The sequence below is a fragment of the Blastocatellia bacterium genome (genome assembly GCA_035275065.1).
Classification (GTDB): domain Bacteria; phylum Acidobacteriota; class Blastocatellia; order UBA7656; family UBA7656; genus DATENM01.
The window spans coordinates 62,429-78,708 of the sequence record DATENM010000090.1 but is presented as its reverse complement, the minus strand read 5'-3'; the positions used below and the strand labels follow the sequence as shown (position 1 = coordinate 78,708).

The 16,280-nt window shown below is 62.2% G+C and carries 12 protein-coding genes; 5 read left to right on the top strand and 7 right to left on the bottom strand.

The features are described from left to right. Positions 1–27: 27 nt before the first annotated feature. The 6 genes from VJ464_21100 to VJ464_21075 form a co-directional block, all read right to left on the bottom strand. Complete coding sequence (locus tag VJ464_21100) at positions 28–1,104, bottom strand: zinc-ribbon domain-containing protein (protein HKQ07637.1); 1,077 nt, start codon at positions 1,102–1,104, stop codon at positions 28–30. Between the two features lie 171 nt (positions 1,105–1,275). Then, positions 1,276–3,402, bottom strand: a complete 2,127-nt coding sequence (locus VJ464_21095) for a bifunctional serine/threonine-protein kinase/formylglycine-generating enzyme family protein (GenBank protein HKQ07636.1) — start codon at positions 3,400–3,402, stop codon at positions 1,276–1,278. A gap of 208 nt (positions 3,403–3,610) precedes the next feature. Further along, positions 3,611–5,650 (bottom strand): amylo-alpha-1,6-glucosidase, encoded by a 2,040-nt coding sequence (locus tag VJ464_21090; GenBank protein ID HKQ07635.1) that lies wholly within the window; start codon positions 5,648–5,650, stop codon positions 3,611–3,613. A gap of 22 nt (positions 5,651–5,672) precedes the next feature. Beyond that, positions 5,673–7,655, bottom strand: coding sequence for a malto-oligosyltrehalose trehalohydrolase (gene treZ / locus VJ464_21085; protein ID HKQ07634.1), 1,983 nt, complete (start codon positions 7,653–7,655; stop codon positions 5,673–5,675). A gap of 233 nt (positions 7,656–7,888) precedes the next feature. Next, positions 7,889–8,149, bottom strand: a complete 261-nt coding sequence (locus tag VJ464_21080) for a hypothetical protein (GenBank protein HKQ07633.1) — start codon at positions 8,147–8,149, stop codon at positions 7,889–7,891. Positions 8,150–8,170: 21 nt separating this feature from the next. Further along, entirely contained in the window at positions 8,171–8,437 is a 267-nt protein-coding gene (locus tag VJ464_21075) for a hypothetical protein (protein HKQ07632.1), read from the bottom strand. 134 nt (positions 8,438–8,571) lie between these two features. On the opposite strand from VJ464_21075, the gene malQ reads away from it, so the two are divergent. After that, complete coding sequence (malQ, locus tag VJ464_21070) at positions 8,572–10,101, top strand: 4-alpha-glucanotransferase (GenBank protein ID HKQ07631.1); 1,530 nt, start codon at positions 8,572–8,574, stop codon at positions 10,099–10,101. Positions 10,102–10,233: 132 nt separating this feature from the next. Here malQ and rfbD read toward each other — a convergent pair whose 3' ends face one another. Next, on the bottom strand, positions 10,234–11,133 hold the full coding sequence (gene rfbD / locus VJ464_21065) for a dTDP-4-dehydrorhamnose reductase (GenBank protein HKQ07630.1): 900 nt from the start codon (positions 11,131–11,133) through the stop codon (positions 10,234–10,236). 327 nt (positions 11,134–11,460) lie between these two features. On the opposite strand from rfbD, the gene VJ464_21060 reads away from it, so the two are divergent. The 4 genes from VJ464_21060 to VJ464_21045 all read left to right on the top strand — a co-directional run bounded on the left by VJ464_21060 (position 11,461) and on the right by VJ464_21045 (position 16,237). Then, entirely contained in the window at positions 11,461–11,955 is a 495-nt protein-coding gene (locus tag VJ464_21060; protein HKQ07629.1) for a nuclear transport factor 2 family protein, read from the top strand. Between the two features lie 214 nt (positions 11,956–12,169). Continuing rightward, the gene (locus tag VJ464_21055; GenBank protein ID HKQ07628.1) at positions 12,170–14,602 is read left to right on the top strand and encodes a protein kinase; all 2,433 of its coding nucleotides are present in this window, start codon (positions 12,170–12,172) and stop codon (positions 14,600–14,602) included. 57 nt (positions 14,603–14,659) lie between these two features. Next, complete coding sequence (locus VJ464_21050) at positions 14,660–15,820, top strand: FAD-binding oxidoreductase (protein HKQ07627.1); 1,161 nt, start codon at positions 14,660–14,662, stop codon at positions 15,818–15,820. 105 nt (positions 15,821–15,925) lie between these two features. Beyond that, entirely contained in the window at positions 15,926–16,237 is a 312-nt protein-coding gene (locus VJ464_21045) for a GxxExxY protein (GenBank protein HKQ07626.1), read from the top strand. Positions 16,238–16,280 lie beyond the last annotated feature (43 nt).

Below are 16,280 nucleotides of genomic sequence, written 5' to 3'. Positions count from 1 at the left end.
TGACTCCTGACTCCTGACTTCTTCTGCCTAGAGTTCAAATCGGAAAAGCTGTTTACCGATCAAGACCATGTCGCCGGGCTTCAACTCGACTTCGCCCTTGATCTTGATGAAGGTGCCGTTGCGGCTGCCGGCGTCCGTCAGCACGTAGGTCGCGCCGCGCCGCTCGATGCGCGCATGGCGGCCCGACATAAAGCCGTCGTGCGGAAACGTGATGTCGCCCTGGCTGCGCCCGACGATGGTGTCGTCGGAGAGGTCAAACACTTCGCCCTGCTGGCCGCCCTCCATGACCAGGTGCAAGCGGCCTCTGGGGGCCGCCAGCGGCGACGCCATGACGATGGTGCGAGCGACCGTAAGCACGTTGCCGCAATTGGCGCAGAACGAATTGCCGGGGCTGTTTGAATAATTACATTTTGGACAAGTGATAGCGCCCGGCTGCGGCGAAGCCATCGGCTGCACGGTTGGGTTAGACGGCACGACAGTCGGCGCGATGGATGACGCCCCGCTCGATGGCGGCTGCGGCGGCGTTGGCGCAGCGGGCGGCGGTTGCGGCGGTGCCTGCTGCTGTGCCGCGGGCTGCTCGGTCGCGCTGATCGGCTCGACTACGGTTGACATGTCCTTGTGAAAGTCCGCCGGCATCACGGGCCGCGGCTCGGCGACCGTCCGCAGGTTAGGCGGCGGTTGCGGCGGTTGTTGCTGCTGCTGTGGTTGCGGCGGGCTGATCGGCTCAGTGATCGGGCGGTTGGCAACAACGGTTTGCAAGTTATTCCGCTCCGGCGGCGGCATCTCGGTCGGCACCGTCTTAAAGGTTTGCGGCGCTTCGGCTGACGGCGGTGGCGGCGCCGGCAACCGCTGGCCGCATTGCTGGCAAAACGACCAGCCGGCTTCATTCAGCGTGTGACAATTCGGGCATTCGATCTCCGGCGGCGGGGCGGCGCTGGCGTTGAGGCGCTCTTGATCGCCGGCAATGACGGTCGCCGGAAATCCGCCACCCTGGCCCTGTTGCGGGTTGGCGTATTGCGGCACTTCGGGCATGGACGCAGCGCACATTCGGCAGACGCTCGAACCGGGCTTGTTGCTGGCCCCGCAATTCGGACAGATGATCATATTCGATAAGCTCCCTTTCCGATGTCGCCCTGATTATACGCAAAGGCAATGGTTGGATAAAGCCGCAAAATACCTTGTGTCGCCTGGACTTCTGCCCCGCGCTGCTTCGCAGAGCAAAAAAAATTCCCCGAAGCCGGCTTTTTAAGTATTAGCCCTGCCGGTGGTTATGGATCAGCGTGGCCGTTCCTGCGGCAAGTCCTGGGCGCAGCGGAAGCCGATGTATGACGGCTTGGCCAGGTCGTAGACCAGTTGCCGGTTGACGGTCAATAGCTCATCCTTCGAGTTGTTGCAAGCCCCACCGCGCGCGATGTGCGCGTTCGGGTCGGGCAACCCGACCCCTTTCTTATAGGGCACAAAAGCTTCTTCGACCCACTCGGCGACGTTGCCCAGCAAATCTTCAGCGCCGCACCAGCTCGCACCGGCCTGGCCATAGGAGCCCGCAGGCACCGGCTTGCCTTTGCCCGATTCCCGCAGGTTGGCGCGGTTGGCTGACCAGCCGCCTTCCCACACAGCGACGCGGTTCTCCTGACCGCGCGCCGCGTATTCCCATTCGGATTCGTGCGGCAGCCGTTTGCCGACCGACTGCGCGTACTCGTGCGCGTCCTGCCAGCTAATGTTGTAGACCGGCAGGCTGGCTTCGCCCGGCGGATACATGCCGTTGTGCCAGTGTGGCGGCGGCTTGTGGCCGGCCTTGACGAATTCGTAGTACTGCTTGTTGGTCACTTCGGTCTGGTCGAGAAAGAAAGCATCCACATGGAGGGGACCGATCTCGGGCCGGGAATTGGGATAACTGTTCGGGTCGTTGCTGCCCATCTTGAATTCGCCGCCTTCGACATAGACCATGCCCGGCGGCGGCACGGGCCTGGCCGGCTTAGCCTTTTCAGGCGGCTTGTGACCGGAAGCGATTTTGATGATGATGATGCCGGCGATTACCGCGACGATACAGGCCGCTCCCAGGATCACCGCCTGCCGGTTCTTTTCAGCGAGCGTCGCCAGATGCGTCCATGTCATGCGCCCGATGGCGAAGTTGCCGGTATCGGGTGGCGGCGTCGGGGCGATACCCTGCATGCCGCCGACGACCGTCTGCCCGAACAGTCGCGCATGAGGCTCTGCCGTCGGCACCGGCGCTTTGATCGTGGTGGCTGGCGGCATCGAATGGTCCGCGGGCGGCGGCCAGGCTTGCGCCGCCGGCGCGACGCCCGGCGGTTGCGACGGCAGCGAGTGGTCAATATCCGGGCGGCTGCTGAATTCGACCGGCGTTGACGGCGTGTTCAGACGGTAGGGCGAGGAAATGTCATTCGGGAACGGCGTCTGCGGCGTGTTGACGCCCATCGCCCGCGGCTTGAGGCCGGCATTGTACAACGCCAATTCCAATTCCTGAGCTAACTGCGCGGCGGACTGCTGGCGGGCATCCGGCGATTTGCTCAGGGCGCGCAAGACCACGCCCTGGACTTCGATGGGAATCTCGGCGCGCAGTTCCCTGAGCGGCTGCGGCGGCTCGGAATTATGCTTATTGATGACATTCCACGGCGACGGGCCGCGAAACGGCACCAGCCCCGTGAGCATCTCGTAAAGGATCACGCCCAGACTGTAGATGTCCGAGCGCGCATCCAGCTCTTCTTCGCTGCGGCACTGTTCGGGCGACATATAATAAGGCGTGCCGACGAGCATGCCCTGTAAGGTCAATTTGTTGGTGTCGGTCGAGGTCTTCAGCTTGGCGATGCCGAAGTCAAAGACCTTCACCTGTTCGCCGCCCTCGCGGGTCTTCAATATCCAGATGTTATCCGGCTTCAGGTCGCGATGTACCAGGCCGTTGGCGTGCGCCACGTGCAGCGCCGCGCAGGTCTGGTAAGCGATCACAAACGCCTCTTCGCAACTCAGGTACTTCTGTTTTTGCAGGCGGTCGCGCAGGTCTACGCCCTCAAGCAGTTCCATCACCAGGTAGGCGGTGCCGCTGTCGCGGGTGACGCCGAAATCGGTGATGGCGACGGCGTTCGGGTGGCGAATGCGGGCGGCGGCGCGCGCCTCTTTGCGAAAGCGGGCGAGCGCCATCTGGTCCGACGACAGGTGCGGGTGGAGGATTTTGACGGCGAAAATCTGGTCAATGTGGATGTGGGTGGCGCGGTAGACTTTGCCCATGCCGCCTTCGCCGATGCGCTCGTCGAGGCGGTATTTGCCGTCAAGCACGGTGCCGAGCAAGGGGTCTTGCTCGACCTTCGGCACCAGCGCCTGACCATCGTATGGGCAGAAGAAGAGATGGTCTTTAGTTTCCCGCTTACAAGTAGGGCACTGCTTCATCGCTTTTCTCCTTGAAAGCGCCTTGCAACTTGAGACCAACGGTGACCGGCGGTGGGCCGCCCCAATCGATGATGAGCCGAACGCAGATTTGTTGCGCCGACGCTTGAGCGATCCCGTCAGGTCGGCGGCGTCTGGGATGGCCGCGTGCAGGAAAATATACCAAAACGGCGGCGAGCGCAACCGTATAGAAGAAGGGGCGGCGATGCAATTATCGCGTCTTCAGCCAGCAGCGCAGCATCTCGGCAACGCTCCATGCCTGGGCGACACAGCCGCGCGGCGTGAACGGCGCTTCGGCGTCGAAGATTTCGCTGATCGAGCCGATGCAGGCTTCGCTCAAATGCGGCACCAGCCCTTCGAGAAACCGCCGCGCCCCCTGCCGGTCATCCGGGTGGAGCTTTAACCAGGCGTCAACGAACGGCCCGATCAGCCATGCCCAGACCGTTCCCTGATGATAAGCGGCGTCGCGCGAGCGCAGGTCGCCATCGTAACGCGGTTTGTAATCTTTCTCACCCGGAGCCAGCGAGCGCAAGCCGACCGGCGTGAGCAGCCGCTCGCGCACCGTCTCGACGACCGGCTGCCAGCGCCTGCGGTCCAGCACCGGTTGTTCCAGCGAGATAGCGAAAATCTGGTTCGGGCGACAGGCCGTGTCATTGCCCTGCTCGCCGTCTATGACGTCGAAGAGATAACCGCCCGACTCGTACCAGAAGCGGCGGTTGAACGCATCGTATGCGCGCTCCGCAAGACCGGCAATGCGCTGCGCCTCGTCTTCCTTCTGCTCGTCGCGCAGCCAGCCTTCAAGCAGGCGCAGGGCGTTATACCACAGCGCGTTGATCTCGACCGCTTTGCCGCGCCGCGGCGTCACCACCCAGCCGTCCACCTTGGCGTCCATCCATGTCAACTGATAGCCTTCGGCCCCTTGCACGAGCAGCCCGTCGGCGTCGTCTACGTGGATGTTGAAGTGCGTGCCGCGCAGGTGATGCTCGACGATGTCGAGCAGTTGCGGCAGCACGGTTCTGAGCGTCACGCGATCCGCAGTCGCCTCGACGTAGCGGTGCACCGCCTGAAAAAACCACAGCGTCGCATCCGCCGTGTGATAGAGGCCGGCGGTCTGCCCTTCAGGGAACATATTCGGGATCAGGCCGTCGCGAATATAATGCGCGAAGGTCCGCAGGATGTAACGCGCCTGGATCGTCCGCCGAGTCGCCAGCGTCAAGCCTTCGAGGCTGATCATGGTGTCGCGGCCCCAGTCTGTGAACCAGTGATAGCCGGCAATCACCGTGCGCATCTCGTCACCGGCGGCATGGGCGCGCGCTTGATCTTCGACGCGACCGGCGGGCGTGATGATGAACTGGTCAGCGGCCAGCACCAGCTCGGCAGCGGTCTCGTCAATCTCGCCGTCGCCGCCGAGCATCACCAGCCGCCGCCGCCGCTCGTGTTCGAGCACGGCGGCTTCCGCGGGCTTGAGCGAGCGAATGATCTCCCAGCTTTCGGTCGAAGCGATCAAAGTCGCCGAATGGCCGCGCGTCAACTGGACGCGAAAATATCCGGGGCTCCACAGATCGCCTTTGTAATCATAACCACGGGCGCGCTCGATTTCGTAGGTCAGGTCGCGCATCCACTCGCGGTCGAAGGTGAAGGCGGCGCGGCGGTCGTGGATCATCAAGCGCAAAGGCGGCAGGTGTTTTTCGTGAGCGCATAACTCATACAGGTCTTCGATGACGCTCAACTCGTAAGGATAACCCTGAGCTTCGCCGAGCTTACCTTCGTGCGGGCGAATCTGCACCGCCGGGCGCAACTCCAGGCAGACCTGGCTTTCGCCTGCGAGCATCGCATAAGTCACCATCGCGGTGTTCTGGCCGTAGACCAGCAGGACGCGCTTTTCGATGACCGTGCCATCGATCTCGTAGCGCCATACCGGCAGTCCCCACTCCATGCGGAACTCCGCCAGATAGAGCGCGCCGTTCATCTGCATGCCGGTGTCGGCGCGCTCCTGCGCCCCGAGCAGCACCTCACGGCCATCGGCTAAGACGAGGCGCTCGATACAATCGTTGAGCATCATCATGCGCCCGTAAGGCGACGGCAGCGCCGCAATCAGCAGCCCGTGAAAGCGGCGCGTCAGCGCCCCCGACACCGTGCCCGAGGCGTAGCCGCCCAGCCCATTCGTGACCAGCCATTCGCGCGTCGGGTTAAAGTCTTCGGAATCGCTATGCCGCGCCGGCCATTTGATAATCCGCTTAGGCTCGTTCATGTTCTCTCCCCTGTTTACGCCCTCAATCTTCTTTCTGCCGCCACTCCTTCATGATTCTGAGCGAAGCGGTATCGCCGATGACGTAACGCGACTCGGACGACCGGGCGTCGGGAACCGGCGTGAGCGCCACCGCCGCGTGGCCCGGCAACCGCCAGCTCTCTTTCTCAGTGTCGACAGGCGGCATCCCTGAGCCGCCATAGCGCGGGTCTTCGCTCGACCATAGCGTCACCCAGCGCTGGCCCGCGGGCGGCGCCAGCAACGGCTCCGGCGCGGGATTTAAATGCAGATCGATGCCGAAGTTGATTACCAGCAATCGGTCGTCGCCGCCGTCGCCGAAGTAGCGCAGCACGAAGGCTTCGTCGGCAAGCACCGCGCCATCAACGCCGCGCGGCGTTTGCGCGCTGAAACGTTTGTCGGCGCGCCGCAGCCTGAGCAGGTCCTGGTGCATCTGGTAAACCGGCTGGTGGCGCTGGCGCTCGGTGAAATCGAGCTTGCACCTCTCGAAGGTCTCGACCGCCGCCGGATCGGTCAGCCTCGCCTGCGTTTCAGGCGTTGCGTAGCTGCGGAATTGCTCAAGGAATTCACCACGCCCCCGGCGCACCTTCTCGGCCAGCTCCGGCTGGTGGTCAGCAAAGTAAAGAAACGGCGCGGAGGCCGCGAACTCCTGTCCCATAAACAGCATCGGCGTGCCCGGCGCCAGCAGCATGAGCGCCGTCATGGCGCGATAGCGACCGGGGCTGGTCAATTGATGGGCGCGCGCTCCGGTCGCCGTGTTCGCCACCTGGTCGTGATTCTGAATGAAGGTGACGAACGACGCGGGCTTCAGGTCGAGGCCGGGCGCGCCGCGCGGCTGCTTCTGCCACTTGTACCACTGCCCTTGATAAAGGTAGCCGTACTTGATGGCCGAAACGAACTCCTGCGCCTTGCCGAGATAATCGGTATAGTAAGCTTCATTACGCCCGGTCAACGCGACCATGGCGCTGTGATGAAAGTCGTCGTTCCATAAGCCATCCATGCCATAGCCGCCGCGCTCTGCCGGGCGCACGAGCCGGGTTTGCTGCGGCTCGTTTTCGGCGACGACGATGATGTCGCGCCCATCGGCGGCCTCGCGCGCCCGGCGCGTCAACGCCGCCAGCACATGATCATCCGAATCGTCGTAGACGTTCTGCGTCGCGTCGAGCCGCAGGCCGTCGAGATGGTACTCGGTGATCCAGTAGCCTGCGTTACAAATGGCGAAGTCGCGCACAGGGCCAGCGCCCTCGCCGTCATAGTTGATGGCTTCGCCCCACTCGGTCGCGTGGCGGTCGTTGAAGTAGTCTTCGGAAAACTGCTTGAGGTAATTGCCGTCCGGCCCGAAGTGGTTATAAACGACATCAAGAAGAACGCCGACGCCGACCGAGTGCGCGCGGTCAACGAAACGGCGGAAATCATCCGGCTCGCCGTAGAGATGCGTCGGCGCGTACCAGTCAACGCCGTCGTAGCCCCAGCCGAAGCGGCCCGGAAACTCGTTGACCGGCATGACTTCGATCACCGTGATGCCGAGGCGGGCCAGCTCTTCAAGCTCGGCGGCGGCGGCTTCCCATGTGCCGGCGCGGGTGAAGCTGCCGACGTGCATCTCGTAGATAACCTGCCCTTCGATCTTCATGCCGGGCCAGTCGGCGTCCGTCCACTGGAACTTCGCCGGGTCTACGACCATTGATGGGCCGTGCGGCCCTTCGGGCTGAAAGCGCGACGCCGGGTCGGGGTAAAGGTAATCATCCGCATCGAGCTGGAAGCGGTAGAGGGTGCCGCTGCCTGCGGCCCTCGCGGTGCCGGAGAAGTAGCCGTCGGCTTCGGCTTCGAGCGCCACGGTCTGTGGCTCGCCGGTCGCGCCGCGCTGCCCGTCACCTTCGATACGGACGTGGACGCTATGGCGGCGCGGCGCCCAGACGCGAAAGTGGACGCCGCCGTCCGGCAAGACTTCAGCGCCGACCGGCAGCCGCCGCTGTGCAGTACGGTTCTGCATTCGTATGCCTTTCGTGAATGGGATGAATGGCTGGTTCGATGACCTCACAAGAATCAGGTCGCAAGCGTCACGCGGCTGGTCAAAGCCTACAAGCAATAGCCTGCCTGAAACGCCGCCGCTGTGTAAAGCGCCATGCGCCGCTCAAGAGAAAGAGTTGGGGAAGATTTTAGAGGGGAAGGTGAAACGATGTCGTTTGCGACGTGAGCCTTTGAAGGCCAGCTGAAGGCCGCGCCTTACGAGACTTTCTTTTCAAGGTCGCTGATGCGGCGCTCGTGCATTTCCTGACCGATCATCAAGTCGCCGTAAGACCTGGAGAAAACAGTGCGCAGCGCCCACAGTTCTGTTTTTATTTTTTCCTGGCCATCGCGCAACTCGGTCAGCTTAGCATCCATTTTCTCGCCCAGAGCATTGATGCGCTCCAGGATCGTTTCGAGTGTCGGCTGCGTCGGCGGCATTGCCAGCGGGTCAACATGGTTTGTCGGGTCGTCACTCATATTGTGTTACCTCCCTGGTGGTCACGATGCTTTGCGCTCCAGCTCCTCAACCCTGGCCTGCGTGTCGCGCACCTGAGCTTTGGTCTCAAACAATTCCTTCGTGAGGATGTCGAACTTGTGATCCATCATCCGCACTTGGGTCTGGAGTGCCTGGAGTTGCATGATGATCTGAGAATCGTTCTGTTGCATCTCGTTGCGGACTTGATTGATCCGTTCGAGTATCGCCGTCACGCCGGGCGTGGTGTCGAACTTCTCGTCGGCTTGCGGCTTTGTCGGGTCTTCACTCATTTGTGCTACCTCCTTGGTGGGATTATCGAGCCTGATGTAATGGGTGTCAATTAAATTCATACAGTACGCCGCGGCTTCATGCGACGCTGTCGTGTGGTAGGATTTCCCTGTGACGCAGACCAGCGGAGGAAGACATGCGATTTGCTAGATCGAGCGGCATCCTGCTGCACCCGACGAGCCTGCCCGGCAGATTCGGCATCGGTGACCTGGGGCCGGCGGCCTACCAGTTTATCGATTATCTCGAAGCCGGCAACCAGCGCCTCTGGCAGATTATGCCGCTTGGCCCGACAGGCTATGGCGACTCGCCCTATTCGAGCTTTTCGGCGTTCGCCGGCAACCTCAACCTCATCAGCCCTGAGCGTTTGGTAGAGGATGGCTTGCTCGCCGCGGATGATCTGCGCGACGTGCCGGAATTCGCCGGCCGGCGGGTTGATTATGGCAAAGTCATCGCCTATAAGCAGACGCTGCTTCAGAAAGCCTACGATAATTTCAAGCGCATGCAGAATCATAACGTCATCGAACAGCTCAACGGCTTTCGCCACTACGCCGCTGCATGGCTCGACGATTACGCGCTCTTTAGCGCCCTGAAAGACCGGGACGAGGGCGCGGCCTGGAACACCTGGGAGCCCAATCTGGCGGGCCGCGACCGGCCGGCGCTAACCGCCGCCCGCGAAGCGTTGCGCGATCAGATCGAAGCGCACGAGTTTTATCAATACCTTTTCTTCAAGCAATGGCTGGAGCTGAAAGCCTATGCCAACCAGAAGGGCGTCAAGGTGATTGGCGACGTGCCGATCTTCGTGGCGCACAACTCGGCGGACGTCTGGGCGAATCGTGAGCTGTTCAAGCTCAACCCGGACGGCTCGCCGCAAGTCGTAGCGGGCGTGCCGCCGGATTACTTCAGCAAGACAGGCCAGCTCTGGGGCAACCCGATCTATAACTGGGAGCGCATGCGGGCCGACGGCTTTCGCTGGTGGGTCGAGCGGTTGCGCGCCCTGCTGCGCACCGTAGACATTGTGCGCATCGATCACTTTCGCGGCTTCGCTGCCTGCTGGGAAGTCCCCGCCGACAACGAGACCGCCGAGCATGGGGAATGGGTCGAAGCGCCGGGCCGCGAATTATTTCAGGCGTTGCGCGCAGAGCTTGGCGACATTGCGGTGATCGCCGAAGACCTGGGAACGATTACGCCCGACGTGCATGTGCTGCGCGACGATCTGGGGTTGCCGGGGATGCGCGTGCTGCAATTCGCCTTCGGCGGCACGAGCGACAACACCCACCTGCCACATAACTACGTGCCGAACACAGTGGTCTATACCGGCACGCACGATAACGACACAACCGTCGGCTGGTTCACCCGCGAAGCCGGCGAAGGCTCGACACAAAACGCCGAGCAGACCGAGCGCGAGCGCGACTATTGCCGCAAGTACTTGCATACGGATGGTCGAGAGATCAACTGGGACTTTATCCGCGCGGCGATGGCCGCCGTCGCAGACATCGCCATCATCCCCTTGCAAGACGTGTTGGGACTGGGCGCGGAAGCTCGCATGAACATCCCGGCCAGCGAGGAAGGCAACTGGGGCTGGCGCTACACAGAAGGCGCGCTCACCGGTGAAGCGAGCAGCCGGCTTAAAGAGCTGGCGGCGATCTATGGCCGCAACCTGGAGTGACGCGGAGAGTATTCAGGAGTCAGGAGTCAGAAGTCAGAATGAAAGCGGCGGCGACAGCCGACTTCCTTCTTCATTCTGACTTCTGACTCCTGACTCCTGACTTCCTTCTTCTAGTCCCTTGTCACTCTCTCGTCAAATGCCGCCCGTCGTCTTCAATTCGCCCACAAAGTCGGCCAGCGCCTCGCGCCAGTCGCGCAGCGGCGCCAGCCCAAGCTGTTCCGACAGCAAGCAGCGCATGGCCGTGTTCTGCGGGCGCGGCGCCGCTTGCTTCAACTCGGCGCGCCGCACCGGCTCGATCTCGACCTTTAGGCCCGCCATCTCAAACGCCAGTTGCGCGAAGTCGTACCACGACGCCGGCTCGCTGTTGACGCCGTGATAGAGCCCGTAGGTCTTCAGGGCGACGATCTCTTCGATGCGCCGGGCCAGGTCGGGCGCGTAGGTCGGAATCGAGGTCTGATCGGTGACGCCTTTCAGTCGCGGCAACTGGCGCGCGTAATCGAAGATACGGCTACCGAAGTTCTTGCCGCCGACGCCAAACAGCCACGATGTCCGCACAATGTAACATTGCTCACAAGCAGCCCGGGCGGCATGCTCGCCGGCGAGCTTCGACTGTGCGTAGACGCTCAACGGGTGCGGCTCGTCATCCTGCGTGTAGAAGCCCGTCTTTGTGCCATCAAAGACATAGTCGGTGCTGACATGAACGATCTCGGCGCCGACCGCGCGCGCCGCCTCGGCCAGGTGGCGCGCGCCGCCCTCGTTAACCGCATAAGCCCATGCCGGCTCGCGCTCGCAGCGGTCAACGTCAGCGGTGGCGACGCCGTTGATGATCACGTCGGGATGCAGGCGCTCGACCGTGCGTCGCACCGCGTCAGCGTCGGTAATGTCAAGCTCGGCGTGGGTGAAGGCGTGCGCCTGCCAGCCGGACGCCGCGAGCCGTTTGGTTATATTGCTGCCAAGCAGGCCGCCGCCGCCGGCAATCAACGCGCGGCGCTGCCCGGCGTCAGGGGGAGTGGGTGAGTCGTTCTCTCGCATAATCGAATGAGTGTTGATTGAATCGCTTTTCTGCCGCGCCGTGAAATGCTGAGACCGAACGATGCGGGCGCAGCCCACCTGCATTGTAGTTGCCAATCCGATGAACGGCAATGCGCCGCGGCGGGCGGCTGAGCGACGCGAGGGCGCTGATTGAAGCCGTTTCGGGGCTGTGCTATAGTGCGTAGCCTCAGGTTCAGCCGACTCAGGCTCAAGCGATTCTCAGGCGGTTCGAGTTCAAGCTTTCGGCTGAAGCGGCGAAGGCAGCGTTGAATTCTCGAACGCTGACTCTACTGACCTACAACCCTTGTCACCCGAAGGAGGATCATCATGAAAAGACGACTTGTCGCCGCTGCCGCGCTGCTCCTCGCGCTTGCGACGCTCGGCTTCGCGCAAGGCGCGGAGAACAAGAACACCGCCAACACCAACAGCGCCAAGCCGAGGATGAGCAAGAAGGCCACTGAGCGTGCGCTGATCGCCAAAGAAAAGGCCCTGTGGGAAGCAGTCAAGAAGAACGACGCCAAGACCTTCAAGCGGAGCTTCAGTGCCGATTACGTCGGCGTTGCCGAAGACGGCATCCACACGCTCGACATGGAGGTCGAGCAGATCGGTGAAGTCAAACTGCGGGCGTACACCCTGAGCGACATCAAGGTAGCGATGCCGAGCGGCGACACAGCCATCCTCAGCTACAAAGTGAACTCGCAGGGCGATTACAAGGGGCAGGATTTTTCGGGCGACTCCTACTGTTCGTCCGTCTGGATCAATCGCGGCGGCCGCTGGGTGGCCGTCGGGCACAGCGAAGTCAAAGCCGCCAAGACACCCTAGCGAATAAGGCAAAAGGCAAAAGGCAAAAGGCAAAAGGTGGTAGGGGAGTTAATAGATAGGATCGTTCGCTCTAATCCCGCACCTTTGCCTATTTATTAATCCGGCTCTGCCACTTTTGCCTTTTGCCTTGCGGCGCAGCCGCCCCGTCTTGCGTACGGCGAGCCAAACGTCATAATGTTCATGACCGGGTTGTCAAGGACATTAGGGCGAGGCTATGGCCGGCAAGAGCGTACTACATTACCGAATCACGGATCGGCTCGGCGCGGGCGGCATGGGCGAAGTCTACCGCGCCGAAGACACTCGCCTGGGCCGTGCGGTTGCCCTCAAGTTCTTGCCGGCTTCTTATCAGTATGACCCTGACCGGCGCGAGCGTTTCTTCAGAGAGGCGCGCGCCGCATCAATGCTGCGCTCGCCTTACGTTGCCGCCATCCACGACATCGGCGAGGAGGACGGCGCCACCTTCATCGTCATGGAGTTCGTCGAAGGCGATCTGCTCTCGGCAAAGCTTGAGCGCGGGCCGCTGCCGATTGTCGACGCGGTTGAGGTGGCCATGCAGGTAGCCGACGCGCTCGACGAGGCGCACGGCTTAGGAATCGTTCACCGCGATATCAAAAGCGCCAACATCATGCTCACCGGGCGGGGGGTGACGAAAGTCCTCGACTTCGGGCTGGCGAAAATCAGTCATCCGACGCCGACGGGCGCGGACAGCAACGAAACGACGACACCGCTCGGCCACGAAACGGTCATCGGCGTCGTCGCCGGCACGGTCTCTTACATGTCGCCGGAGCAGGCGCTTGGGCGCGACGTTGACCACCGCTCGGATATCTTTTCGCTCGGCATCGTGAGTTACGAAATGCTCACGGGCCGTTTGCCGTTCGCCGGCGTAAGCACCACCGAAATCATTGACGCCATCGTCCACAACGAGCCGCCGGCCATCGCCCGCTTCAATTACTCGGTGCCGCACGAGCTGGAGCGCATCGTCCGCAAGGCGCTCGCCAAAGATGTCTCGTACCGCTATCAGGCGGTGCGCGAGATGTACATAGACCTGCGCAACCTGCAACGCGACCTGCAAGTCAACAAGCAGACGGGCAACATCACCGGCGCGCCGACCGAGCATCAGGCGACGGCGATGCTCAGCAACGGCGCTGCCGCCGGTGTAATGGCGGCTACACGGTTAGAGAATGCCCTCGCGGTGATGACCTTCGCCAACATCACCAAAGAGCCGGCGGACGACTGGATCGGCTCGGGCATCGCCGAAACCGTGACCGCTGATTCGAAGAAGATTCGCGGCCTGGCGGTCATTGGCCGCGAGCGCATCTTCGAGGCGCTGAAGAATCTCAGCTCCGGCCAGCTGGCGCAGTCCGACGAAGTGATCGCCACCGACCTGGGGCGTCACCTCGGGGCGCGCTGGATACTGTCGGGCGGCTATCAGAAGATCGGCGAGATGATCCGCATCACCGCCCGCGTCATCGATGTGCGCACCGGCGAGATCGTCAAGACCGTCAAGATCGATGGGCGGATCGCGGATATCTTCGACCTGCAAGACAAGATCGTTTACGAGTTGAGCCAGGGATTGAACCTCAGTCTCAACACCTCGGAGATCAACGCCATCGAGCGCGACGAAACCCAGTCGGTCGAAGCCTACGAGCAGTTCTCGCGCGGCATGATGAACCTGCGAACCGCGAGCCGTGACGCGCTCGACCGCGGCATCTACTTCTTCGAGAAGGCCATCGAGATAGACCCGAACTATGCGAATGCCTGGGCCGGCCTCGGCGCGATCTATGACCTGAAAGGCAGCTTCCTCGGCCTGCCTGAGCTATCGCTGAAAGCCATCGAGTGCGAAGAGCGCGCCATCGCCATCAATCCGCGCCACACGCAAGCCCACCAGTTTCTCGGCGGTGCCTACCTTGGTGTCGGTCGTTACGACGAGGCGATTGCGGCCATCAAGCGGGCGCTGGAGATCGAGCCGAACAACGCGGGCGCGCACTCGGGCCTGGGCCGCGCTTACTGGGTCGGCAAGGGGATGCTGGCCGAAGGCATCGAAGAGCTGGAGAAATCTATCGCCATCAACCCACAGGCCGGCTACGCCTATTTGCAACTGGCTTACCTGCAAACGCTGCGCGGCAACTACGAGCGCGCCGAAGCCGTGGCGCGCGATGCCGTCGAGTTGCAGGAGCGCTACATATCGGGACGCGAAGGCTTGCAGATCGTCGGCGCGCACAGCCGCCTCGGCTATGTCTATTACTGCCAGGCGCGCTATGACGAAGCGCTGCGCGAGTACAACTACGAGCTGAAGTTTTTGCAGTCGAGCGACCATGCGCTGCGCCACCGCGCGCTAATCGAGCTGGATCAGAAGATGGGCGCTGCTTACTTGCGGCAAGGGCAAAAGGCCGCCGCCGAGCGCCACTTCGCCAGCGGCATCAAGCGCTATGAAGAGTTGCGGGCGCGCGGCGCCGCCGAGCCGTTCACGAACTATTACATGGCGAACCTCCACGCGCTGCGCGGCGATGCCGACCAGGCGCTCACCTACCTCGCCGACGCCATCTCGAAGCTGCCCGCGGTCAACCGCGTGCGCGCCCGAATAGACCCCGATTTCGACAAACTCCGCGACGACCCGCGCTTCCAGAAGCTCGTCGAAGGCGAGTAATCAAACGCCTCAACGCGCCGCGTAGCCCACGAGCCGTCGCGCAGCCGGAAAAACCTTATGACAGAAACCGCGGACGTGGTTATCATCGGCGGCGGCATTGTCGGCTCGTCGGTCGCCTATCACCTCACTGATCTGGGCTGCACGAATGTGCTGATTGTCGAGCGCGCCGCGCAGCAAGGCTTAGGCTCGACGGCCAAGAGCGCCGGCGGCGTGCGCGCGCAGTTCGCCACCGCCGTCAACATCGCGATGTCGCGCTACGCGATTGATTTCTTCTCGCGCTTTGAAGAGCTGACCGGCCACACGGCGCAGTACCGCCCGCACGGCTACCTGTTCATTGCCACGCGGCAGGCGCACCTCGATTACCTGGAAACCAATCGGCGGATTCAAGCGGCGCACGGGCTGACCAACGTGCAGGCTGTGAGCCGCGACGATATCATCAGCATCATTCCGCAGATCATCAGCGATGACATTCTCGGCGGCAGCTTCTGCCCAACCGATGGCTTTGTTGATCCCTACAGCGTCATGGTCGGTTTCGCGCAGCGCGCCAAAGAACGCGGCGCGCGTGTCTGGCTCGACACCGAAGTCACCGGCATTGACGTTAACCAGGGCCGCGTCACAGGCGTCCGCACCTCGCGCGGCGACATCGCCACGCCTGTCGTCGTCAACGCCGCCGGGCCGTGGGCTAAATTGATTGCCGCAATGGTCGGCGTTCAGTTGCCGGTCGAGCCGCTGCGGCGCAAGCTGGTTCACACGCAAGCCTTCGACGCGATTCCGGCGCGTCTGCCGATGGTCATCGATATGACGGATGGCTTTCACTTTCGGCGCGAGGGCGCAGGCGTCTTGCTGGCGTGGCACGATGGCCGTGACGAATTCACTTACGACATGACGTTCGATGACGAGTTCATTGAAAAGATTCTCACGCGGGCGACGGCGCGCGTTCCGGCATTCGCCGACGCCGAAGTCAACCCGCGGCGCTGCTGGGCCGGTCTCTACGAAGTGACGCCGGATCATCATGCCATCATCGGGCCGGCGAGTGAAGTCGCCGGCTTTTACCTGGTGAATGGCTTCAGCGGCCACGGCGTGATGCACTCGCCGGCGTCGGGCCGCGTCGCGGCGGAGTGGATTCTCGACGGCGAGCCGCGCACGATTGACGCCCGCGCCCTCGGCATCGAACGCTTCCGCACGGGCCAACTGCTTCATGAGACTGCGGTGTTGTAAGGAGGGGATAAACACAGAGACACAGAGACACGGAGGCACAGAGATGTTTCTCGAGAAGGAGCTGACCGAGAAAATCATTGCAGCAGCTATTGAGGTGCATCGTCAATTGGGCCGGGGCTGCTGGAGTCAGCTTATGAGAAGTGTCTCTGTCGGGAATTTGAATTACGCGGCTTGCCATTCGAACGACAGAAAGCAATTTCGGTTGAATACAAGGGTGTTAAGCTCGAACAAGGCTATCGCCTGGACATCGTCGTTGCCGGTAAGGTCATCATCGAATTGAAGTGCGTGAACGCCATCGCGCCAGTTCACGAAGCCCAGATGTTGACCTACCTGCGCCTGTCGGGATTGCCAATCGGCTTGATCCTAAACTTCTATGTCCCGGTGATGAAGGCTGGCATTCGGCGATTGGTGCTATAGCCTCTGTGCCTCCTTGTCTCCGTGCCTCTGTGGTTAATTCCCT